The sequence below is a fragment of the Streptomyces sp. NPDC048331 genome (assembly GCF_043201215.1).
Taxonomy (GTDB): Bacteria; Actinomycetota; Actinomycetes; order Streptomycetales; family Streptomycetaceae; genus Streptomyces.
In genome coordinates, this window is sequence record NZ_JBICYT010000005.1 from 104,308 (window position 1) to 126,528 (window position 22,221).

At 71.6% G+C, this 22,221-nt stretch carries 20 protein-coding genes; 14 read left to right on the forward strand and 6 right to left on the reverse strand.

Going from position 1 to position 22,221, the window contains the following annotated elements; translation table 11 throughout:
* Positions 1-144 precede the first annotated feature (144 nt).
* From deoC to ACGFYY_RS10510, 3 genes are read left to right on the forward strand one after another with little or no spacing between them, the layout of a single operon-like run.
* Positions 145-1,107 (forward strand): deoxyribose-phosphate aldolase, encoded by a 963-nt coding sequence (gene deoC, locus ACGFYY_RS10500; RefSeq protein ID WP_393708530.1) that lies wholly within the window; start codon positions 145-147, stop codon positions 1,105-1,107.
* A 5-nt stretch (positions 1,108-1,112) separates the two neighbouring features.
* Positions 1,113-2,549: an aldehyde dehydrogenase family protein gene (locus ACGFYY_RS10505; RefSeq protein ID WP_393708173.1), complete on the forward strand. Its 1,437-nt coding sequence runs from the start codon at positions 1,113-1,115 to the stop codon at positions 2,547-2,549.
* Positions 2,542-3,444, forward strand: a complete 903-nt coding sequence (locus tag ACGFYY_RS10510) for an aldehyde dehydrogenase family protein (RefSeq protein ID WP_365267474.1) — start codon at positions 2,542-2,544, stop codon at positions 3,442-3,444. Before ACGFYY_RS10505 ends, ACGFYY_RS10510 begins: the two co-directional genes overlap by 8 nt.
* 89 nt (positions 3,445-3,533) lie before the next feature.
* Here the strand turns inward: ACGFYY_RS10510 and ACGFYY_RS10515 are convergent, their stop codons facing one another.
* Positions 3,534-3,884 (reverse strand): hypothetical protein, encoded by a 351-nt coding sequence (locus ACGFYY_RS10515; RefSeq protein WP_365267473.1) that lies wholly within the window; start codon positions 3,882-3,884, stop codon positions 3,534-3,536.
* 51 nt (positions 3,885-3,935) lie between these two features.
* On the opposite strand from ACGFYY_RS10515, the gene ACGFYY_RS10520 reads away from it, so the two are divergent.
* Positions 3,936-4,637, forward strand: coding sequence for a uridine kinase (locus tag ACGFYY_RS10520; protein WP_365267472.1), 702 nt, complete (start codon positions 3,936-3,938; stop codon positions 4,635-4,637).
* An 11-nt stretch (positions 4,638-4,648) separates the two neighbouring features.
* Here ACGFYY_RS10520 and ACGFYY_RS10525 read toward each other — a convergent pair whose 3' ends face one another.
* On the reverse strand, positions 4,649-5,533 hold the full coding sequence (locus ACGFYY_RS10525) for a hypothetical protein (RefSeq protein ID WP_393708177.1): 885 nt from the start codon (positions 5,531-5,533) through the stop codon (positions 4,649-4,651).
* A gap of 352 nt (positions 5,534-5,885) precedes the next feature.
* Here ACGFYY_RS10525 and ACGFYY_RS10530 point away from each other — a divergent pair, with 352 nt between their 5' ends.
* The 4 genes from ACGFYY_RS10530 to ACGFYY_RS10545 are packed head-to-tail and all read left to right on the forward strand — an operon-like array spanning position 5,886 to position 11,186.
* A complete protein-coding gene (locus ACGFYY_RS10530) occupies positions 5,886-8,108 on the forward strand; it encodes a HAMP domain-containing protein (RefSeq protein ID WP_393708533.1) in 2,223 nt (740 codons plus the stop codon).
* A gap of 3 nt (positions 8,109-8,111) precedes the next feature.
* On the forward strand, positions 8,112-9,581 hold the full coding sequence (gene pgsB / locus ACGFYY_RS10535; protein ID WP_393708179.1) for a poly-gamma-glutamate synthase PgsB: 1,470 nt from the start codon (positions 8,112-8,114) through the stop codon (positions 9,579-9,581).
* Entirely contained in the window at positions 9,578-10,060 is a 483-nt protein-coding gene (locus ACGFYY_RS10540) for a poly-gamma-glutamate biosynthesis protein PgsC/CapC (RefSeq protein ID WP_030712455.1), read from the forward strand. Before pgsB ends, ACGFYY_RS10540 begins: the two co-directional genes overlap by 4 nt.
* A 52-nt stretch (positions 10,061-10,112) precedes the next feature.
* Positions 10,113-11,186 carry an NlpC/P60 family protein gene (locus ACGFYY_RS10545; RefSeq protein ID WP_365267468.1) on the forward strand — a complete coding sequence of 358 codons (1,074 nt, stop codon included), beginning with the start codon at positions 10,113-10,115 and terminating at the stop codon, positions 11,184-11,186.
* Positions 11,187-11,345: 159 nt separating this feature from the next.
* Here the strand turns inward: ACGFYY_RS10545 and ACGFYY_RS10550 are convergent, their stop codons facing one another.
* Positions 11,346-12,044 carry a SigE family RNA polymerase sigma factor gene (locus ACGFYY_RS10550; RefSeq protein ID WP_365267467.1) on the reverse strand — a complete coding sequence of 233 codons (699 nt, stop codon included), beginning with the start codon at positions 12,042-12,044 and terminating at the stop codon, positions 11,346-11,348.
* A 189-nt stretch (positions 12,045-12,233) separates the two neighbouring features.
* Here ACGFYY_RS10550 and afsQ1 point away from each other — a divergent pair, with 189 nt between their 5' ends.
* Genes afsQ1 through ACGFYY_RS10565 form a run of 3 tightly spaced genes read left to right on the forward strand, consistent with a single transcriptional unit; the run spans position 12,234 to position 15,023 of the window.
* Positions 12,234-12,911, forward strand: a complete 678-nt coding sequence (gene afsQ1 / locus ACGFYY_RS10555; RefSeq protein ID WP_063754818.1) for a two-component system response regulator AfsQ1 — start codon at positions 12,234-12,236, stop codon at positions 12,909-12,911.
* Positions 12,912-12,964: 53 nt separating this feature from the next.
* The gene (locus ACGFYY_RS10560; protein ID WP_365267510.1) at positions 12,965-14,395 is read left to right on the forward strand and encodes a HAMP domain-containing sensor histidine kinase; all 1,431 of its coding nucleotides are present in this window, start codon (positions 12,965-12,967) and stop codon (positions 14,393-14,395) included.
* On the forward strand, positions 14,388-15,023 hold the full coding sequence (locus ACGFYY_RS10565; protein ID WP_393708535.1) for a hypothetical protein: 636 nt from the start codon (positions 14,388-14,390) through the stop codon (positions 15,021-15,023). The genes ACGFYY_RS10560 and ACGFYY_RS10565 overlap by 8 nt, the downstream gene beginning before the upstream one ends.
* A 116-nt stretch (positions 15,024-15,139) precedes the next feature.
* Here the strand turns inward: ACGFYY_RS10565 and ACGFYY_RS10570 are convergent, their stop codons facing one another.
* From ACGFYY_RS10570 to ACGFYY_RS10580, 3 genes are all read right to left on the reverse strand, one after another.
* A complete protein-coding gene (locus tag ACGFYY_RS10570) occupies positions 15,140-16,804 on the reverse strand; it encodes a phospho-sugar mutase (protein ID WP_393708184.1) in 1,665 nt (554 codons plus the stop codon).
* A gap of 28 nt (positions 16,805-16,832) precedes the next feature.
* A complete protein-coding gene (locus ACGFYY_RS10575) occupies positions 16,833-17,639 on the reverse strand; it encodes a purine-nucleoside phosphorylase (RefSeq protein ID WP_030763378.1) in 807 nt (268 codons plus the stop codon).
* Positions 17,640-17,791: 152 nt separating this feature from the next.
* Complete coding sequence (locus tag ACGFYY_RS10580) at positions 17,792-18,229, reverse strand: gamma-glutamylcyclotransferase (protein ID WP_328789036.1); 438 nt, start codon at positions 18,227-18,229, stop codon at positions 17,792-17,794.
* A gap of 173 nt (positions 18,230-18,402) precedes the next feature.
* Between ACGFYY_RS10580 and ACGFYY_RS10585 the strand changes: the two genes are divergently transcribed.
* The 3 genes from ACGFYY_RS10585 to ACGFYY_RS10595 all read left to right on the forward strand — a co-directional run.
* Positions 18,403-19,842: an NAD(P)H-quinone dehydrogenase gene (locus ACGFYY_RS10585; protein ID WP_030712437.1), complete on the forward strand. Its 1,440-nt coding sequence runs from the start codon at positions 18,403-18,405 to the stop codon at positions 19,840-19,842.
* A 175-nt stretch (positions 19,843-20,017) separates the two neighbouring features.
* Entirely contained in the window at positions 20,018-20,968 is a 951-nt protein-coding gene (locus ACGFYY_RS10590) for a DeoR/GlpR family DNA-binding transcription regulator (RefSeq protein ID WP_393708187.1), read from the forward strand.
* A gap of 298 nt (positions 20,969-21,266) precedes the next feature.
* Positions 21,267-22,221: CHAP domain-containing protein (locus ACGFYY_RS10595; protein ID WP_393708189.1), on the forward strand; the 955-nt coding region annotated here is incomplete at its 3' end.

Consider the following 22,221-nt stretch of genomic DNA (forward strand, 5'->3'; position numbering starts at 1 on the left):
GAACAAAGTTACGGATCTTGTTCGTGCGGACGATCCGGCTCCTGTCACAGGTCCGTGACGGAGAGTGGAGGTGTCGATTCCATAGCGGATCCGGGGGCGGGGGTGACAGGTCGCTACGCGCGTAGATATGCTCATCTGGTGACCATGCCCACCACCCTCACCGCATTCGCTGACGTGACGACGTCCGACAGTGCGCTGCGCCGCTTCCTGCACGGGCTGCCCGGCGTCGACGCTGTCGGCCTGGAGGCCCGCGCGGCCTCCCTCGGCACCCGTTCGATCAAGACGACGGCCAAGGCGTTCGCCATCGACCTGGCCATCTCGATGATCGACCTGACGACGCTCGAAGGCGCGGACACCCCGGGCAAGGTCCGGGCGCTCTCCGCCAAGGCCGTCAATCCCGATCCGACCGACCGTTCGACCCCGATGACGGCCGCCGTCTGTGTCTATCCCGACATGGTGGCCACGGCGAAGGCGGCGCTGAACGGCGCCGACGTCAAGATCGCCTCCGTCGCGACCGCCTTCCCGGCCGGCCGCGCCGCCCTGCCCGTCAAACTCGCGGACACCCGTGACGCCGTCGCCGCCGGCGCCGACGAGATCGACATGGTCATCGACCGTGGCGCGTTCCTCGCCGGCCGCTACCTGGAGACATACGAGCTGATCAAGGCCGTCAAGGAGGCCTGCGTCCGCGAGGACGGCAGCGCCGCGCGCCTGAAGGTCATCTTCGAGACCGGCGAGCTGTCGACCTACGACAACATCCGCCGCGCCTCCTGGATCGGCATGCTCGCGGGCGCCGACTTCATCAAGACGTCGACGGGCAAGGTCGGGGTCAACGCCACCCCCGCCAACACGCTGCTGATGCTCGAAGCCGTCCGCGACTTCAAGGCGCAGACTGGAATCCAGATCGGCGTGAAGCCGGCCGGCGGCATCCGGACCACCAAGGACGCCCTCAAGTTCCTGGTCCTGGTCAACGAGACCGTGGGCGAGGACTGGCTGTCCAACCACTGGTTCCGCTTCGGCGCCTCCAGCCTGCTGAACGACCTGCTGATGCAGCGCCAGAAGCTGAGTACCGGCCGTTACTCCGGTCCCGACTACGTGACGGTGGACTGATCACCATGGCTTCCCTTTTCGAGTACGCGCCGGCCCCCGAGTCGCGTTCCGTCGTCGACATCGCCCCCTCCTACGGGCTCTTCATCGACGGTGAGTTCACCGACGCCGCCGACGGCAAGGTCTTCAAGACCGTCTCGCCGAGCAGCGAGGAGGTGCTGGCCGAGGTCGCCCAGGCCGGCGCCGCCGATGTGGACCGCGCCGTCAAGGCCGCCCGCAAGGCCTTCGCCTCCTGGTCCGCGCTGCCGGGCTCCGAGCGCGCCAAGTACCTCTTCCGCATCGCCCGGATCATCCAGGAGCGCAGCCGCGAGCTCGCCGTCCTGGAGACCCTGGACAACGGCAAGCCGATCAAGGAGACCCGCGACGCGGACCTCCCGCTGGTCGCCGCGCACTTCTTCTACTACGCGGGGTGGGCCGACAAGCTCGACCACGCGGGCTACGGCCCGAACCCGCGTCCGCTGGGCGTGGCCGGCCAGGTCATCCCGTGGAACTTCCCGCTGCTGATGCTGGCCTGGAAGATCGCCCCGGCGCTCGCCACCGGCAACACCGTCGTGCTGAAGCCGGCCGAGACGACCCCGCTCTCCGCGCTGTTCTTCGCGGACATCTGCCGCCAGGCGGGTCTGCCGAAGGGTGTCGTCAACATCCTGACCGGCTACGGCGACGCGGGCGCGGCCCTCGTCGAGCACCCGGACGTCAACAAGGTCGCCTTCACCGGCTCGACCGCCGTGGGCAAGAAGATCGCCCGCCACGTCGCCGGCACCCACAAGAAGGTCACCCTGGAACTGGGCGGCAAGGGCGCCAACATCGTCTTCGACGACGCCCCCATCGACCAGGCCGTCGAGGGCATCGTCAACGGCATCTTCTTCAACCAGGGCCAGGTCTGCTGCGCGGGCTCCCGCCTGCTGGTCCAGGAGTCGATCCACGACGAGCTGCTGGACTCCCTCAAGCGCCGCCTCTCCACGCTGCGCCTGGGCGACCCGCTCGACAAGAACACCGACATCGGCGCGATCAACTCCGCCGAGCAGCTGGCCCGGATCACCGCGCTCGCGGAGACCGGTGAGGCCGAGGGCGCCGAGCGCTGGTCCCCGGCGTGCGAGCTGCCGTCCTCCGGCTACTGGTTCGCCCCGACGCTCTTCACGAACGTCACCCAGGCGCACACCGTCGCCCGTGACGAGATCTTCGGTCCGGTGCTGTCCGTGCTGACCTTCCGTACGCCCGACGAGGCCGTCGCCAAGGCCAACAACAGCCAGTACGGCCTGTCCGCCGGCATCTGGACGGAGAAGGGTTCGCGCATCCTCGCGGTCGCGAACCAGCTCCGCGCCGGGGTCGTCTGGGCCAACACGTTCAACAAGTTCGACCCGACCTCGCCCTTCGGCGGCTACAAGGAGTCGGGCTTCGGTCGCGAGGGCGGCCGCCACGGCCTGGAGGGCTACCTCGATGTCTGATCAGTCGGCGGCGTCCCGCCTGCACGTCTTCAAGACCTACAAGCTGTACGTCGGGGGCAAGTTCCCCCGCTCCGAGAGCGGCCGGGTGTACGAGGTGTCCGACTCCAAGGGCAAGTGGCTGGCCAACGCTCCGCTGTCCTCCCGCAAGGACGCCCGTGACGCGGTGGTCGCCGCCCGCAAGGCCTTCGGCGGCTGGTCCGGCGCGACCGCGTACAACCGCGGTCAGATCCTCTACCGCGTCGCCGAGATGCTGGAGGGCCGCCGCGAGCAGTTCGTCCGCGAGGTCGGCGAGGCCGAGGGCCTGTCCAAGTCGAAGGCCGGCGCGGTCGTCGACGCGGCCATCGACCGTTGGGTCTGGTACGCGGGCTGGACCGACAAGATCGGCCAGATCGTGGGCGGGGCCAACCCGGTCGCGGGCCCGTTCTTCAACCTCTCCACCCCGGAGCCGACCGGTGTCGTCACGGTCGTCGCCCCGCAGGACTCGTCCTTCCTGGGCCTGGTCTCGGTGATCGCCCCGGTGATCGCGACGGGCAACACCGTCGTCGTCATCGCCAGCGAGCGGTCCCCGCTGCCGGCCCTGTCCCTGGGCGAGGTGCTCGCCACCTCCGACCTGCCCGGCGGCGTGGTCAACATCCTGTCCGGCAAGGCCGGCGAGATGGGCCCGCACCTGGCGTCCCACCAGGACGTCAACGCGATCGACCTGGCCGGGGCGGACGCGGCGCTGGCCAAGGAGCTGGAGATCGCGGCGGCCGACAACCTCAAGCGCGTTCTGCGTCCACAGCCTGTGGACGACTGGAGCGCCGACCCGGGCACCGCGCGGATGACGGCGTTCCTGGAGACCAAGACCGTCTGGCACCCCACCGGGTCGCTGGGCGCGGGCGGCTCGTCCTACTAGTCCCCCGGGACAGGACGGCCCCGTACGAGACCGGCCCCGGCAGCGTCCCCCGCGCTGTCGGGGCCTTCGTGTGCCCGCAGGGCGCGTGGCTACGGCTTCGGGAGCACCGGCCCGAGCAGCGAGGAGGCGGCGGCGGTCGGCAGCTCGCCGACCGACGGTCCCTGGGTGAGGATGCCGGTGACCATGCCGGTCCCGACCGCGGGGAAGTCGGCGACCTTCGTGGCGACGCCGTTGTCCAGCGGGTCCACGCCGGTGTGGGCGAGCGGGTTCACCTTGAGGTTCGCGATGGGGTCGGCGACCCCCGACAGGGCCGCCGGGATGTCGAGTTCACCGGCCTGCGCCCCGCCCGCGGCCATCGCCAGGGCCGCGCCCGCCATCGAGACGGTCAGTCCGGCGTTGCGGAGCCGGTTCGGAAGGGAAGGGGCTGCGTGACGTGCCATGGTGATCCCGCCTGAGGTCGTGGTCGCGTGCGCACGCAGCGTAGTTGAGGTGTGTTCCTGGACACCAACCGGCCACCGGGAGGATCCCCTACCCGGGGGAATGGTTCAGACTGGTGTCCCGTGAGCTCCCCCTCTTCCTCGCCGACCCGAGTCGTCCTGCTGACCGGTCCGTCGGGCTCCGGAAAATCCTCGCTGGCCGCCCGCTCAGGGCTGCCCGTGCTGCGCCTCGACGACTTCTACAAGGAGGGCGTCGACCCGACCCTCCCGCTCGTCGACGGCAGCTCCGACATCGACTGGGACTCCCCGCTGTCCTGGGACGCGGACGCGGCGGTCGCCGCGATCGCCGAACTGTGCGCGGCGGGACGGACCGACGTCCCCGTCTACGACATCGCGACGAGCTCCCGCACGGGCTCCGAGAGCCTCGACATAGCCCGCACCCCGCTGTTCATCGCCGAGGGCATCTTCGCCGCCGACGTGGCCGCCCGCTGCCAGGAGCTCGGTCTCCTCGCGGACGCCATCTGCCTGCGGGGCCGCCCCTCGACGACCTTCCGTCGCCGGCTGGCGCGCGACCTGCGGGAAGGCCGCAAGTCGGTGCCGTTCCTGCTGCGCAGGGGCCTGCGGTTGATGCGTGCGGAACGCGGCATCGTGGCCCGCCACGTCGCCCTGGGCGCACACGCCTGCGCCGGCGACGAGGCCCTCGGCCGCCTGGCGGCGGCCGCGGCGGGCCGCCACCGCGCGACGACCCCGGCGTAGGACCGTAACCCTCAGCGGCGGGACCAGCGCTCCGTCAGGGTGGTGAGCGCGGCCGCGGCCCGGTCGAGGCCGCGGTCGTCGCCGCGGAGGGTCTTGTTCAGTTCGACGTGCAGGAAGCGCGACTGCCGGTCGGCGGCGGTCCGGCCCTGTTCGTTCTCCCGGCCGGCGAGCTTGCAGCGCGCCGAGTACGCCGTGCAGACCTCCAGGCCGTCGCGCCGCAGCGCGGCGGTCAGCAGTTCGGCGTCCGCGAGGGCGCTGTCGCCGGCTCCGGTGGAGACCACCGCGTCGCGCCCGCGGAACGACTCGTCGGCGAACCCGTGCAGCTGGACCCCCGGCAGGTTCCGCCGAGCCAGCTCCTCCACCACCCCGTGGAAGACCGAGTCGTCGCGGTGCGCCACGTCCGCCGCCCCGTCCTCGGCCGCGTCGCGGTGGGCCCCCGCGAGCACGAGCACCCCGCCGGGCGACCCGCGCAGCACCCGCGCTCCCAGGAGTTCGGTGCGGGCGTCGGCGAGGGGGTGGGGGACCTGGACCGACCAGCGCGCAGGCCCGTCCAGGTCGACGTACACCCGGCCCCAGCCGCGGCCGGTGTGGCCCGATTCACTCACCCCGTCCGCCACCTCGGCGTACCGGCGTCCGGTGGCGGCGTCCGTGACGGTGCGGAGGGTGAAGTCGATCTCGGCCAGGCCGGTCCGCGCCGCTTCCGGATCCCCGTCGAGCACGTGGGCGAACGCCCTGGTGAACGCGCGTCGTTCCTGCTCGGTGGGGGTGCGGTAGCCGCCGCTCGCGCCGAAGCCGGCGGTGAAGTCGGCGATCCGCCGCTCCAGGTCGGTGCCGGCGGAGCGTTGGGGGGCGGGGTCGGTCGGGCGGGCCGGCGGCGCGCTTCCCGGGCCTGCCATCCAAAGAGTCAAAACGGTACAAACGGTGATCAAGGCGCCGCACAGAACCGCGATCGTTATCCGCCTGGTCCGTGGAGCGCTCATAGTCGTACGAAAATAGCGGAGTGATGCCCTCCGCTTTTGCCCCGCCCGCCCTTCACCCCGGCCCGCCCGACCTCGTGACCGGGACCCGTCGGCGGACCGGCCCGCGCTGACCGGACGCGCCGAGGCCCTCACGGCACTCCCCGCGCGCACCGCAAGACCGGATCACCACACCCCCTAGGCCGCACCGGCTCCAGGACAGAACGAAGAGGAGCCTGCGTTGGCCGCGTTGCGACCGAAGCGGCGACACCGGACCCGCCGCCGGGCCGACATGTCGCTCCTGGGCGGCATCCGCCCGCCCATCGCGGCCCTGTCCGCCCTGCTGCTGACCCTCGCCGCCCTCACCGCGTTCCAACTCGGTCACGTGGGCCGGGAGAGCGTACCGCCGGCCGTCCTCACCTCCCAGCAGCACTTCGCCGAGGACGGCGCCATCGCCCTGCGCGCCTCCCTCGACGAGAGCATCACGGACATCGGCAGGACCGCCTCCCTGTTCAGCTCCGGCGAACCGGTCTCGCCCGACTCCGTGCTCGACAAGCTCGGCAGCGTCTACCAGAAATGGCGCGGCACGGCCGTGATCGAGATCAAGTCGGGCCGACTGGAGGCGCAGCGCGGCGAGAACCTCCCGCTGACGGCCCTCGACCTGACCGCGCTCGACGGGGAGTCCGGCCTCGCCCCCCGCATGGTCCGGCTGGAGAACGGCGAGACCCGCCTGCTCACCCTCGCCCTGCTGTCCTGGCCCGACCGCCCCCAACAGCTCCTGGTCGCCTCCAGCAGCCTGAAGGTCCCCGGCATCAGCCTGGGCAGGTCCCGCGCCATCGCCGTCCTCGACTCCTCCGGCCAGGTCCTCGGCAGCGACGGCGTCGGAGGGTCCGGGCAGGAGAGGAAGCAGCTCGCGAAGTTCGCGAAGACCGTCGCCCCCAAGGCCGCACGGCACCCCCTCCAGGCCAAGGAGCCCGGCTCCGGCGGCTTCGCCGGCGTCAGCGGCAGCCTGCTCGGGGACGCCGGCGACGGCCACCGTTCCGTGGCCGGCTACGCGAAGCTCACCGGTGCGCAGCCCGGCGTGGGCACCGACGCGACCGCCCTCGGCCTCACCGTCCTCTCCTTCGTCAGCGTCGCCGAGGAGCGTTCCGCCGCCGTCGACTCCTTCTTCTGGATCGCCGCGTCCGCCGCCCTGCTCGTACTCGGCGCACTGGCCGTCGCCCTGCTCGTCACCACCGTCCAGCGCCCGCTGCTCCAGCTGTTCCTGGAAAGCCGCCGCATCGGCCGCGGCGACCTGAACCGGCCGGTCACCCTGCCCAAGTACGGCGAGGCCGCCCGGATCGGCGCCGCCCTCGACCGACTGCGCCGGCAGCTCCTCGGCGAACCCGCGGCGCGGACCGAGGGCCCGCGCGGCGGCCGCCGCTCCCGGATCGGTACCCGCGCCCTCCTCGCCGTGTGCGGGATCCTGCTCCTGGTCTGGTCGGCGCCGCTGCTGCTGACGCTCAACCGCGCGGGGGCCTCCGTAGCCGTGCCCAGGTCGATCGTCGACGACCAGCGCGAACGCACCGACACCCTCGCCGACCGGGTACGCCGCGCCCTCAACGAAGGACACGCCGACCTCACCTCCGTCGCCTCCGTCATCACCGACAGGAACACCCCGGGCGAGCTGACCGAGCTGCTGGAGCGCACCCGCGACCAGCACGGCCGCTACGCCTCCCTCTACGTCCTGGCCGCCGACGGCACCGTCCTCGCCCGCGCCGGCGGCACCCCCCACCACCCCGCCGGCCGGGGTCCCGCGAAACAGCCCGTCACCCTCGTCGACAGCGGCAACCGGCCGGTCATCACCGAATACGCCGAGGCACCCGGCCTGGCCGGCGCCGCGGTCGTCGGCGAGTTGCGCATCGACCTCCTCAACGCCCTGCTCAAGCGGCCCGGCCTCGGCGAGGTCCGCGTCGTCGACGCCCAGCACCGGGTGATCGCCGGGAACAACGGCTACCTGGCCTTCGCCTCGCTGTCGGACACCGGGCTCGACGCCCTGGTGAACGCGGCGAACGAGAAGAGCGGCACGGGCGACAAGGCGGGGAAGGGCCCGCACGCCAGGAGCGCCCTGATCCGCAAGGGCGACCTCGCCGTCGCCGCCGCCGCGCCGATGACCGGGGGCGGCGTGGCCCAGCCCCTGGGCTGGACCGTCGTCACCCGGCAGCCGGCCACGGGCCTGGAGATCCCCGCCTACACCGCGCAGAACCGCACCGTCCTGGCCGGACTCCTCGGCCTCACGGGCGCCGCGGCCTGCCTCGGCTGGACGCACATCGTCGTGGCCCGCCCGTTGCGCGAACTCGCCCGCCGCGCGGAGGCCCTGGCCGACGGTGACCGCCGCACCGTCCTCTACCCGACCCACCACGACGAGGTCGGCGCCGTCGCCCGCAGCCTCGAAGTCATCCGCCTCCAGCTGCTGGAGCAGCGCAAGCGGGACGCGGCCGGCGGCGCCCCCGTCCGGACGCCCGGAAGGAACTGACCCGTGCTCTTCCTCTACTGCGTGCTGCTCCTCAGCTGCCTGGTCATGCTCGTCGCGGGCGTCGTCGAGCAGCGCCGGCACTACGCCAACCTCGCGCACATACCGAACCGGGTGCTCGTCAACGGCATCCGCGGCAAGAGCTCCATCACCCGGCTGTGCGCGGGCGCCCTGCGCGGCGGCGGGCTGGTGACCGTCGCCAAGACCACGGGCACCGCGGCCCGCTTCATCCACCCGGACGCCACCGAGGAGCCCGTCTACCGGAAGTTCGGCATCGCCAACGTCGTCGAGCAGATCGGCATCGTCCGGCGCGCCGCCGCCTACCGGCCGCACGCCCTCGTCATGGAGTGCATGGCGGTCATGCCGGCGCTCCAGGAGATCAACCAGTCGAAGCTGATCCAGTCGACCATCGGCGTGCTGTGCAACGTCCGCGAGGACCACGTCGCCGAGATGGGCCCCACCCTCGACGACATCGCCCGCTCGCTGTCGCGCTCGATGCCGCACGGCGGAATCTGCGTCACCGCCGAGAAGGAACGCTTCCACGTGCTCCAGGAGGAGGCCGACGCGCGCGACTGCGCCCTCGTCTACGCCGACCCCGACACGGTCAGCGACGACGAGCTGCGCGGCTTCAGCTGGTTCACCTTCAAGGAGAACGTCGCCATCGCGCTCACCGTCGCCGAGCTCCTCGGCGTCGACCGCGAGACCGCCCTCCAGGGGATGTACGACGCCCCGCCGGACCCCGGTGTGCTCTCCGTCGAGCGGTACGTGGCCCCCGGCGGCAAGCGCGTCCGCTTCGCCAACGTCTTCGCCGCGAACGACCCCGAGTCGACGCTGATGAACATCAACCAGCTCCTCGACCTCGGCGCCGTCGACCGCCCCCTCAACGTCGTGATCAACTGCCGCCCCGACCGCGTCGAGCGCAACGGCCAGATGGGCGCGATCGTCCCGGACCTGATGCCCGACAAGGTCTTCGTCATCGGACACCCGGCCAAGAGCGCCATCGACGCGATCCCCGCCGAGTGGCGCGGGCGCGCCGTCGACCTCGGCGGCGACCAGCGCGACGGCGAGGAGTTCATGAACGAGCTGCTCGGCCACCTCGGCGAGAGTTCCTCGCTGGTCGCCATCGGCAACATCCACGGCCAGGGCGAGATCCTCCTGGAACACCTCGCGGAACTCCCCGGCTTCGAGGACGATCCCGACCCCGAGGAAGCCCACGCGGCGGCCCCGGGCCACGCGGGCGCCGTCCCCCGGCAGGCCGCCCCGGCGCAGCCGCCGTACCTGCCGCACCTCGACCCGTACGCCGACCTCACCGCCGCCCAGGAGGCCCGGTACGCGCAGCCCCCGGTGCCGCGGCAGTACGTCCATCCGCCGCAGCAGCCCTGGCCGCCCCACCCGTACGTGCCCCACCCGTACGAGCCCCAGCCGTACGAGCCCCACCCGAACCAGCAGTGGCAGAGCCCAGGAGAACCCCGTTGATCCCCGCAGTCCTCACCCCCGAGATCGCCGCGATCGGCATCGCGCTGGGCCTGCTGTTCTCCCTGCTCTGCTACCTGACGACGAACCTCTCGCCCGGCGGCATGATCACCCCCGGCTGGCTCGCGCTCACCCTCATCGAGGACCTGCAGCGCGCCGCGCTCGTCGTCGGCATCACCGCCCTGACGTACGCGCTCACCCTCGTCACCCAGAAGTTCGTCATCCTCTACGGCAAGCGCCTGTTCGCGGCCGTCGTCCTCATCGGCGTCCTCCTCCAGGCCACCGTCGTGATCGTGCTCCAGATGAAGTTCCCCCTGCTGTACGCGAACCAGACCCTCGGCTTCATCGTCCCCGGCCTGATCGCCTACCAGCTCGTCCGCCAGCCCAAGGGCGCCACGCTGCTCGCCACCGGCTCCGCGACGCTCATGACGTACGTCGTCCTGACCGCGGGCATCCTGCTCGGCTTCATGCCGCACGCCTGACCGACGCCCGACCGCCGCCGGCCCGACCACCCGCACCGCCCGGAGCACACCGATGACCGCCAAGCCCGCCCGCCGCACCCACCCCGTCCTGCACGCCGCCGTCGTGGCGCTCCTGCTGGCCGGCAGCGCGTACTTCACCTACGAACTGCGCAAGGAGGAGCAGGCCAAGGCCCCCGAGGTGCTGCGGGTCACCGACCAGGCGCACCAGGTCGGCGCCCAGGAGGGCGCCGCCCAGAAGTGGGAGCGGCTCAAGAACCCGGAGCGGTCGGTCCTGCGCGGCGCGGACGGCGCCGTCCTCGCCACCTTCACGGACGGCGCGCGCACCGCGTCGCTCACCGGCAAGAGCCGCACCTTCACCGAGCCCGCCACCACCGCCACCCGCGTCGTCACCGAGACCTGGGTCCGCCTGCTGCCGGAGAGCTGGCGCAGCGGCGCGGAGCGCGAGCAGTGGTTCCAGGACTGGTTCAAGAAGTACTACGGGAGCGAGGAGGACGACCTCTTCGCCATCGCCTTCCAGTACGGGGACCAGGCACCGGTCAAGAAGGACGCGGCCGGCGTCCAGTACGCGGGCGACGCCGCCTTCGGGCCGCTCAACCCGAACGGCTCCGCGGGCAACGACCTCCGCCTGGAACAGTCGGACTTCTACGACTACCTCGGCATCCCGTACACCTTCCGCAACGGCACCACGGAACGGCCGGAGAAGGCCAAGCACCGGGCCATGGACTGCTCCGGATTCATCCGCACGGTCTTCGGATACCGCGGCCGCTTCCCCCTGATGGCCTCCGACACCGCGGGCAACGGACTGCCGCGCACCGCCAACGGAATGGCCCGATCCAAGGTCGGGGTGGACATCTTGTCCCTCAAGGGCGTCGGCCCGCAGGACCGGCCGGCCTCCGTCGACGTCCTCCAGCCGGGCGACCTGGTGTTCTTCAAGCTCGACGCGCGCACCGGCGACCGCCTCGACCACACCGGCATGTACCTCGGCAACGACACCGACGGGCACAAGATCTTCATTTCGAGCCGTGAGGAGGCCAACGGGCCCACCATCGGTGACAAGGGCGGCGCCTCGCGCCTCGACGGCAACGGCTACTACGCCGCCGCCCTGCGCAGCGCCAAGCGACTGTGACCCGACCGTCCGCGCGGCCCGCCGGCCCGCGTACCGGACATATGAAAAGGCGGGACCAGGCGGACCCCCGTCCGCTCGATCCCGCCTTTTCCCCCCGCGGCCCCCGCCCCACCCCCGTAGGACGGGCCCCCTGGCCCGATGGCTTCTGTGTGGGCCGCGTTACGCGACCAGCTCCTCGAAGGACTCCGCCTCGTCACGGCCGAAGCTGAGCGCCTCGTCCTCCCGCAGGCGGCGCAGCGAGCGCCAGATGCTCGACTTCACGGTGCCGACGCTGATGCCGAGGATCTCCGCGATCTCCGGGTCCGTGCGGCCCTCGTAGTAGCGGAGCACCAGCATCGTGCGCTGCGGCTCCGGGATCCGGGTCAGGGCCTGCCACAGCACCGCGCGCAGCTCCGTACCGCGCATCGCGTCCGTGTCGGAGGCCGTCTCCGGCAGCTCCTCCGTCGGGTACTCGTTCAGCTTCCGCCGACGCCACGCGCTGATGTGCAGGTTCGTCATCGTGCGGCGCAGGTAGCCGCCGACGGCCGCCTTGTCGCTGATCCGGTCCCAGGCGCGGTACGTGGAGAACAGCGCGCTCTGCAGCAGGTCCTCGGCCTCGTACCGGTCACCGGTGAGGTGGAAGGCCGTCGCGTACAGGGCGGCGCGCCGCTCCTGGACGTACGCCGTGAACTCCGCCTCCGAGATGGAGGGAGTGGTCCGCTCGGCGGTGGGAACCGCCTGGTACTGGTTGGCGTCAATGGCTACGACGTGGGCCGGCCGGGGACGGGCGACCGCCACCGTACGGACACCCGCCCGGCGGTTCACATCGTGCAGCCGCGTGACAACCGCGCTGGTGGTGGTGCTGTGCAGCGTGTTCATCTCGCGCCCCCCGTCGTGGAGTGTGTCTGCTTCGGTCCGTTGTGCGTTGATGAAAAGATTGCCCCGCCGACTTAACCGGGGTGTCCGTCGACTGTCACAGCCGTGTCACAGCGACTTCTGACAGGACCCCGACAGGATCACGTCGCGCGACGGTCGAGTTCCCGACGGCCGATGGGTCAGAATGAGCGCGTGCCTTTCCTGTTGCTGATCGAGGACGACGACGCCATCCGCACGGCCCTCGAACTCTCCCTGTCTCGCCAGGGCCACCGTGTGGCCACCGCGGCGACGGGCGAGGACGGCCTGAAACTGCTGCGCGAGCAGCGGCCGGACCTGATCGTGCTGGACGTGATGCTGCCCGGGATCGACGGCTTCGAGGTGTGCCGGCGGATCCGCCGCACCGACCAGCTGCCGATCATCCTGCTCACCGCGCGCAGCGACGACATCGATGTCGTCGTCGGGCTGGAGTCGGGAGCCGACGACTACGTGGTCAAGCCCGTCCAAGGGCGGGTCCTCGACGCCCGGATCCGGGCCGTACTGCGCCGCGGCGAGCGCGAGTCGAGCGATTCGGCGAGCTTCGGCTCCCTGGTCATCGACCGGGCCGCCATGACCGTGACCAAGAACGGCGAGGACCTGCAGCTCACGCCGACCGAGCTGCGGCTGCTGCTCGAACTGAGCCGCCGGCCCGGGCAGGCGCTCTCGCGCCAGCAGCTGCTGCGGCTGGTCTGGGAGCACGACTACCTCGGTGACTCGCGGCTCGTCGACGCCTGCGTGCAGCGGCTGCGCGCCAAGGTCGAGGACGTGCCGTCCTCGCCCACCCTGATCCGTACCGTACGAGGTGTCGGCTACCGCCTGGACTCCCCGCAGTGATCCGGTCGTTGCTCGCGGGCCGGCGCTGGACCAGCCTGCGGCTGCGGCTCCTCATGGTGTTCTGCCTGGTCGCGCTCACGGCCGCGGTCTCGGCCTCCGGTATCGCCTACTGGCTCAACCGCGAGGCCGTCCTCACCCGCGTCCAGGACGCGGCCCTCGGCGACTTCCGGCAGGAGATGCAGAACAGGGCCGCCGCGCTGCCCGCCGATCCCACCGCCGAGGAGTTGCAGCGCACCGCCGAACTGATGGCGGGCAGCAGCCCCGGATACAGCGTGCTGCTGGTGCAGGTGGGCAAGGACAACCGGCAGATCTTCGGCGCGGCGGGGCCCGATTCCTTCGGGTTGGCCAACGTACCGAAGTCCCTGCGGAACGCGGTCGACGACCGGCAGAAGACCACCGCCGCGAACGACTCCGAATACCACGTCTACTGGCAGCGGACGAAGCCGCACGGCAATCCGTACCTGGTCGGCGGGACACGCGTGGTGGGCGGCGGGCTCACCGGCTACATGTACAAGTCCCTCGCGCAGGAGCGGGACGACCTGAACGCGCTCGGCTGGTCGCTGACCATCGCCACCTGTCTCGCACTGCTCGGCTCGGCCCTGCTGGCCCAGGCCGCGGCCCGTACCGTGCTCAAGCCCGTGCAGCGGCTCGGGGACGCGGCGCGGCGGCTCGGCGAGGGCGAGCTGGACCACCGCCTCGACGTGTCGGGCACCGACGAACTCGCCGACCTCTCGCACACCTTCAACAAGACGGCCGAGGCGCTGGAGAAGAAGGTCGCCGACATGAGCGCGCGCGAGGAGGCCAGCCGGCGCTTCGTCGCGGACATGTCGCACGAACTGCGGACACCGCTGACCGCGCTGACGGCGGTGGCCGAGGTGTTGGAGGAGGAGGTCGAGGACCTCGATCCGATGATCGCACCGGCCGTGGCGCTGGTCGTCAGCGAGACCCGCCGCCTCAACATCCTGGTGGAGAACCTGATGGAGGTCACCCGCTTCGACGCGGGGACGGCCAAGCTGGTCCTGGACGACGTGGACGTCGCCGACCAGGTCACGGCCTGCATCGACGCCCGGGCCTGGCTCGACGCGGTCGAACTCGACGCCGAACGGGGCATCGTGGTCCGCCTCGACCCGCGCCGCCTCGACGTCATCCTCGCCAACCTCATCGGCAACGCGCTCAAGCACGGCGGCTCGCCCGTCCGGGTGTCGGTGACGGTCGAGGGGGAGTGGCTGGTGATCGCGGTGCAGGACAACGGTCCGGGCATCCCCGAGGAGGTCCTGCCGCACGTCTTCGACCGGTTCTACAAGGCGAGCGCGTCGCGACCGAAGTCGGACGGCAGCGGGCTCGGACTGTCGATCGCCGTGGAGAACGCGCACATCCACGGCGGCGACATCACCGCCGCCAATGTGGCGGGCGGTGGGGCGCTGTTCACGCTGCGGCTGCCGGTGGACGTGGGAAAGGTGCTCGCGGGTGACGAGGATGCGTAGGGCTCTGCCGGTGGTACCGGTGGTGCTGGCCCCGTTCGTCGCGGCCCTGCTGCTCGCGACGTCGGCCTGTGGGATCCGGGCGACGACCGTGCCGGTCGACGTGGGCGCGGCGCCCTCGCGGGTGTCCTGCGACACGAAGGAACAGCCGAGCGGGGTGCAGGGCTTCCGGGCCACGGTGGAACTGGTCTGCGGCTCGCAGCTGGTGGGCGTGGAGCGCGTGGTTCCGGTACCCGAGAAGAAGCCCGTACGGGACCCGCTGGCGATGGTCGCGCAGGCCCTGCTGGAAGCGCTGGAGCGAACGCCGAGCACGGAGGAGCGGGACGCCGGCTTCACGAGCGAGGTCCCGGTCGGGCTGTCGGCGGGCGCGCCGAGGCCGGGCGACCCGGCGGGCACGGTGCGGCTCAGCCGCAAGCCGGAGGACCTGCCGCCGGTGGCGCTCTCGCAGATCGTGTGCACGCTGGCGGGCAGCGAGGCCCTGAAGGCGACCCCGGGCCCGGTGATCCTCGGCGGGCCGGACGCGGACCCGCCGCGGGCGTGGGAGTGCACGGACGCGGTCCGCTCCCGCCCGGAGTCGGTACCGACCCTGGGTGAACTGGCGACCCCGACCCCGACCCCGACTCCTTCCTGACACTCCGTCGTCACGTCGGCGGGCCCGGACACGCGAAGGCCCGGTCCCGCCGGACGGGGCGGGACCGGGCCGGGCAGGGGCCGAAGCCCCGGCCGCGCGAGTGACGCGGAGGAAGCTCAGATGCCCATGGCCGCCGAGAGGTCCTTCTTGATCGCGTCCAGGACCTCCTGGCCGCGGACGCGGGCCGAGGCCAGGTCGGAGGCCTCGGCCACCGGGACCACGACCTCCAGGTAGCACTTCAGCTTGGGCTCGGTACCCGACGGGCGGGCGATGACCCGGGCCTTGTACGTGCCGTCCAGGTAGTAGCGCAGGCCGTCCGTGGGCGGGAGGGACTCCGTGCCCTTGGACAGGTCCTCCGCCGAGACCACCCGCAGACCGGCGAGCGACACCGGCGGCTGCGCGCGCAGCGCGGCCATCGCGTCGGCGATGATCGACAGGTCCGAGACGCGCACCGACAGCTGGTCCGTGGCGTGCAGCCCGTGGGCCATCGCCAGGTCGTCCAGCAGGTCGGTCAGCGTGCGGCCCTGCTCCTTGAGCACCGAGGCCAGCTCCGCCACCAGCAGGGCGGCGGTGACGCCGTCCTTGTCGCGGACGCCCTCGGGGTCCACGCAGTAGCCGAGCGCCTCCTCGTAGCCGTAGCGCAGGCCCTCGACGCGGGCGATCCACTTGAAGCCGGTGAGGGTCTCCTCGTAGCCCACGCCCGCCGCCTCCGCGATCCGGCCCAGGAGGCTGGAGGAGACGATGGACTCGGCGAAGACACCCCGTGCGCCCTTGTGGACCAGGTGCGCCGCCAGCAGCGCGCCGACCTCGTCGCCGCGCAGCATCCGCCAGCCGTCCACCGTGGGCACGGCCACGGCGCAGCGGTCCGCGTCCGGGTCGTTGGCGATCACGATGTCGGGCTGGACCTCGGCGGCCTTCGCGAAGGCCAGGTCCATCGCGCCCGGCTCCTCCGGGTTCGGGAACGCCACGGTCGGGAAGGCCGGGTCGGGCTCGGCCTGCTCGGCGACGAGCACCGGCTCCGGGAAACCGTGCCGGGCGAAGGCCGCCATGACGACGTCCTTGCCCACGCCGTGCATGGCCGTGTAGACGGTCCGTACGCCCCGGGGGGAGCCGGGGGTCAGGACGGCGTCCGTGCGCGCCAGGTAGGCCTCCAGGACCTCGTCGCCGAGCTCCTGCCAACCCGACTCGGGGCGCGGTACGTCGGCCAGCTTCCGGACCGCCGCGATCTGCGCCGCGATCTCGGTGTCGGCCGGGGAGACGATCTGCGAGCCGTCGCCGAGGTAGACCTTGTAGCCGTTGTCCCGGGGCGGGTTGTGGCTCGCGGTCACCTCGACGCCGGCGACGGCGCCGAGGTGCCTTATGGCGTACGCGAGCACGGGCGTCGGCAGGGGGCGGGGCAGGAGGGCCGCGCGCAGCCCGGCGCCGGTCATGACGGCCGCGGTGTCGCGGGCGAAGTCCGCAGACTTGTAGCGGGCGTCGTAGCCGACGACGACCAGGCCGCCGTCGTGGCCCTGGGCCTTCAGGTAGGCCGCGAGGCCCGCCGCGGCCCGGATGACCACGCCGCGGTTCATCCGCATCGGGCCGGCGCCGATCTCACCGCGCAGTCCGGCGGTGCCGAACTGCAGGGTGCCCGAGAAACGGTCCGCGAGCTCCGCCGTGTCGCCGGCCTCGATGAGCGCGGCCAGTTCCGCGGCCGTCTCCGGGTCCGGGTCCTCGGCCAGCCAGGCCTGCGCCCGGATGATCAGGTCGTCCTGTGCCTGTGCCTGTGCCTGTTCCTGCACTGCTTCCGCCTTAGCTCTCGTACGTCGATCAGATGCGGGCGAGGACCTGCGTCAGCAGCGTGCCCATGCGGGCGGCCGAGTCGCGACCGGCCTGGAGGACCTCTTCGTGGTTCAGCGGCTCGCCGGACAGGCCCGCCGCCAGGTTGGTGACCAGGGAGATGCCGAGCACCTCGGCGCCGGCCTCACGGGCGGCGATGGCCTCCAGCACGGTGGACATGCCGACCAGGTCGGCACCCATGACGCGGATCATGTTGATCTCGGCCGGGGTCTCGTAGTGCGGGCCGGGGAACTGGACGTAGACGCCCTCTTCGAGGCTCGCGTCGATCTCCTTGCACATCGCGCGCAGGCGCGGCGAGTACAGGTCGGTGAGGTCGACGAAGTTCGCGCCGACGATCGGCGAGGTGGCCGTCAGGTTGAGGTGGTCGCTGATCAGGACGGGCTGGCCGGGCTTCATGCCCTCGCGCAGACCGCCGCAGCCGTTGGTCAGGACGACGGTCTTGCAACCGGCGGCGACGGCGGTACGCACGCCGTGGGCGACGGCGGCGACGCCGCGGCCCTCGTAGTAGTGGGTCCGGCCGAGGAAGACCAGGGCGCGCTTCTCGCCGATCTTGTACGAGCGGATCTTGCCGCCGTGGCCCTCGACGGCGGCGGGCGGGAAGCCGGGCAGCTCGGTGACGAGGAACTCGGCCTCGGGGGCGCCGAGCGCCTCTGCGGCGGGGGCCCATCCGGAGCCCATGACGAGGGCGACATCGTGGGTGTCCACGCCGGTCAGCTCACGCAGGCGGGCGGCTGCGGCGTCGGCGGCGGCGAAGGGGTCGGTAACAGATGCGTTCACGCGGACGAGCGTAACCGTTTTCCGGCTACGCGCGTAGATGGCACAGCTCACGGTGTTCGGATCGTTGCCTTGTCGTTTCCGCCGAAAGGTCCCCGTGGGGCGGCGGAGCCCCGCCGCGTCGGCCTGGGTGGCAAGGGGCGTCCCCGCAGGGGTCAGCAGGGGCGCTTGCGGATTTCCATCACGTAGTCGTGCGGAGCGCCCGCGGATTCGGCGGCGTCGGCGATCTCGCCCAGGTAGCGGGCCGAGGGCAGACCGCCCTCGTAGCCGTTCAGGACGTACACCCAGGCCGCCTCCTCACCGTCCAGCGTGTGCACACGCACGCGCATCCGGCGGTAGATGTCGAGTCCGACACCCTCCCAGCGGTCCATCGAGTCCTCGTCCAGCGGCGCGATGTCGTACAGGGCCACGAAGACCTGCTGGCGGGGGGCTTCCACGATCGTGGCGAGAGCGCCCTCCCAGCCCATCTGCTCGCCGCCGAAGGTCAGCCGCCAGTCGTTGATCCAGCCCGTGCCGCGCAGCGGCGAATGCGGAGCGCGGCGCGTCATCAGCCGCGGGTCGAGGTTGCCGGCGTACGCGGCGTAGAGCGACATGTGGTCGAGAGTACGGGAGGGGTGCCGGTGCACGCGTGCCCGGATGGCGGGACCGGGCGCGAAGCACCTTGAAGCGTGCGGGACAATGGAGCACGGAATGCATCCCCCGGGGAGACCCCCCGGAACACCGGCCGGGGCGGCAGCCGGCCGGGTAGACGTGAGGCGGACTTTTCGTGACCCGGATCGTGATCATCGGCGGCGGACCCGGCGGGTATGAGGCAGCCCTGGTGGGGGCCCAGCTCGGCGCGGAGGTGACCGTCGTCGACTGCGACGGTCTGGGCGGGGCATCGGTGCTGACCGACTGCGTACCCTCCAAGACTCTGATCGCGACCGCCGAGGTGATGACGACCTTCGACTCCTCGTACGAGGAGCTCGGCATCGTCGTCGCGGACGACACCCCGCACATCGAGCAGGCCGCGCGCGTCGTCGGCGTGGACCTCGGCAAGGTGAACCGACGCGTCAAGCGCCTCGCGCTCGCCCAATCGCACGACATCACGGCCTCCGTCACCCGGGCCGGCGCCCGCGTGGTGCGCGGTCGCGCCAAGCTCGGCGGACCGCAGGGCATCGACGGCACCCGGGACGTCATCGTCACGGCCGCCGACGGCTCCGAGACGATCCTGACCGCCGACGCCGTCCTGATCGCGACCGGCGGCACCCCGCGCGAGATCCCCGACGCCATGCCCGACGGCGAGCGGATCCTGAACTGGACCCAGGTCTACGACCTCGACGAGCTCCCCGAGGAACTCATCGTGGTCGGCTCCGGTGTGACCGGCGCCGAGTTCGCCGGCGCCTACCAGGCCCTCGGCTCCCGGGTGACCCTCGTGTCCTCCCGCGACCGCGTGCTGCCCGGCGAGGACCCGGACGCCGCCGCCGTGCTGGAGGACGTCTTCCGGCGCCGCGGCATGAACGTCGTCGGGCGCTCGCGCGCCGAGTCGGCGAAGCGGGTGGGCGACCGGGTCGAGGTCACCCTCTCCGACGGTCGCGTGCTGACCGGTACGCACTGTCTGATGGCGGTCGGCGCGATCCCCAACACCAAGAACATGAACCTGGAGGAGTCCGGGGTCCGGCTCAAGGACTCCGGGCACATCTGGACCGACAAGGTCTCGCGCACCTCCGCGCCCGGCGTGTACGCCGCCGGTGACGTGACGGGCGTCTTCGCGCTCGCGTCGGTCGCGGCGATGCAGGGACGCATCGCGATGTACCACTTCCTCGGTGACGCGGTGGCCCCGCTGAACCTCAAGACGGTGTCCTCCAACGTCTTCACCGACCCGGAGATCGCCACCGTCGGCTACACCCAGGCGGACGTGGACGCCGGCAAGATCGACGCCCGCGTGGTCAAGCTCCCGCTGCTGCGCAACCCGCGCGCCAAGATGCAGGGCATCCGGGACGGCTTCGTGAAGCTGTTCTGCCGTCCGGGCACCGGCATCGTCGTCGGCGGCGTGGTCGTCTCCCCGCGCGCGAGCGAGCTGATCCACCCCATCTCGATCGCGGTCGACAACAATCTGACGGTCGAGCAGATCGCAAAAGCGTTCACCGTGTACCCCTCGCTCTCGGGCTCGATCGCCGAGGTGGCCCGTCAGCTGCACACGCGGAAGGCCGCCGGGGAGGCGTAGCCCCCGCTAACCGCCGCACACCGTAAGGGGTTTGGGGCGGGGCGTCGTTTCGTGGCCGGATGTTCACGCAACCCTCGGGCCGCGTATACCACTAGTCGCCCCGCCTTATGGACAACTTCGGTATTCCGGCGCAAAGAGCTGAAAGCAGACGGTCGTTGGCGTTACTGTCAGTTTCGTGTTCGCTGCAGAACGTCGCCAATTGATCCTCGAAATGGTGCGGGCCAACGGAGCGGTTTCGCTCCGGGAGCTCGCCCGCGTCGTCCAGACCTCCGAAGTGACCGTACGGCGGGACGTGCGGGCACTGGAGGCAGAAGGACTCCTCGACCGCCGACACGGCGGTGCGGTATTGCCGGGCGGTTTCACGCGGGAGTCCGGCTTTCCGCAAAAGTCCCATCTCGCGACGGCGGAGAAGACCGCCATTGCCGATGTCGCCGCCTCCCTCGTCGAAGAGGGCGAGGCCGTCGTCGTCGGCGCGGGCACCACGACCCAGGAGCTGGCCCGTCGGCTCGCCCGTGTGCCCGGACTGACCGTCGTCACCAACTCGCTGCTCGTCGCCCAGGCCCTGGCCCACGCGAACCGGGTGGAGGTGGTCATGACCGGCGGCACCCTGCGCGGGTCCAACTACGCCCTCGTGGGCAGCGGAGCCGAGCAGTCCCTCCAGGGACTGCGGGTCTCGCGGGCCTTCCTGTCCGGCAGCGGTCTGACCGCCGAGCGCGGGCTGTCCACGTCCAACATGCTGTCCGCCAGCGTGGACCGGGCGCTGGTGCAGGCGGCGGCGGAGGTGGTGGTGCTGGCCGACCACACGAAGCTCGGTACCGACACCATGTTCCAGACTGTGCCCACCGATGTGATGACGCGTCTGGTGACGGACGAGCCGCCGCCGCACGACGACCGGGCGGGTACGGAGCTTCAAGCACTCGCCGATCAGGGCGTGCAGATCACCGTGGCCGGCGGGGCGGTGCCCACCGGCGGTGTGGACGGGATGCAGGGCCGGCGGCCACGCCGCGATTCGCCGCTGCCGGTGCAACGGCGGGGCGGGCCGACGGCGCAGCTGCGCAGTGCGGCCGGCGGGATGCTGGAGCCCCAGGCGGAGCGGGCGCGCGTGGCCGACATGCGCCGCCGCTAGGCCGTCAGCCGCTTCCGGCCGCTGCGGGCCGTGCCGATCATGCCGGGCTTTCGGAGCCCGGCCCGGTCGGCCTTCCCCCACCGGATCCGTCCTTCAGGAGACTAGCCCGTCCGGGTGAATTCATCCGGTTGTCCGATCTGATCACACGGTGGGCTCCAGGATGCTCCAGCGCCCTGGAGCCGTGTGACCGCACGGCGGGAGGGGCCTGAAGGAGGGTTCGATGACTGTGGTCCCGTCCGGTATACCGCCCCTGAGCGACCGGAGACCGCCGGCTTCCCGCCACGTACTTCGTCGTGTCGTGGGCGTCCTCGTGACGGTCCTGCTGACGTCCCTGTTCTCCGTGGTGGCCGTACCGTCCGCATCCGCCTGGAGCGACGACTACCCCGCCAAGTGGCGGAACGTCCCCATGGACTCGACGTACGACGACTGGGGCATGTTCAACCGGGAGTGCACCAGCTTCGTCGCCTGGCGCCTGCAGAGCCGGAACGGCTTCGGCATGCCGTTCCACGCCGACGCCACCGACTGGGGGAGCCGGGCCAGGGCCATGGGCTTCCGCGTCGACAACATCCCCGCCAAGGGCGCCGTCGCCCTGGGGGCGGGACACGTCGCCTGGGTGGAGTCCGTAGGCAACGGCACGGTGACCGTCGAGGAGTACAACCACGGCTACGACGGCAAGTACAACGAACGGACCGTCCCGACGGGCGCGTTCCAGTACATCCACTTCAAGGACCTGCCGGAGGTCCCCCCGCCGCCGCAGTCCGCACCGGCCGCTCCGGCCGGAATCGCGGTGTTGGCCCATGGCTCACGGGTGGTCCTCCAATGGAGCGCCTCGGCCGGTGCCACCGACTACCAGGTCAGCCGGAACGGCACCCTCCTCGCCACGGTGACGGGCACCCGGTGGCTCGACGTCCAGGTGTCGCCGCAGCAGGACTACGCCTACTCCGTCGTCGCCCGCAACGCCGCCGGCGTCTCGGCCCCCGCCACCCGGTACGTGCAGAACGACGCGGACTCGGCGGACCTCGCGTACCTGTCGACGAAGGACGGGCCCGCGGAGTGCGGGCGAGCCGGGGACCAGGGCGCCCAGAAGCTGGTCTGCAGCGTGCTGAAGCCGACCGGTTGGGTCACCGCGTACTCCGTGCCGAACGACTGGGGGTATGTGTCGGATCGGTCGTGGTTGGTGAACGCGGACGGTTCGGTGTCGTACTGCCGTCGGGTGGGTGCGGGTGATCAGGTGTTGTGCGATCGGTTCGACG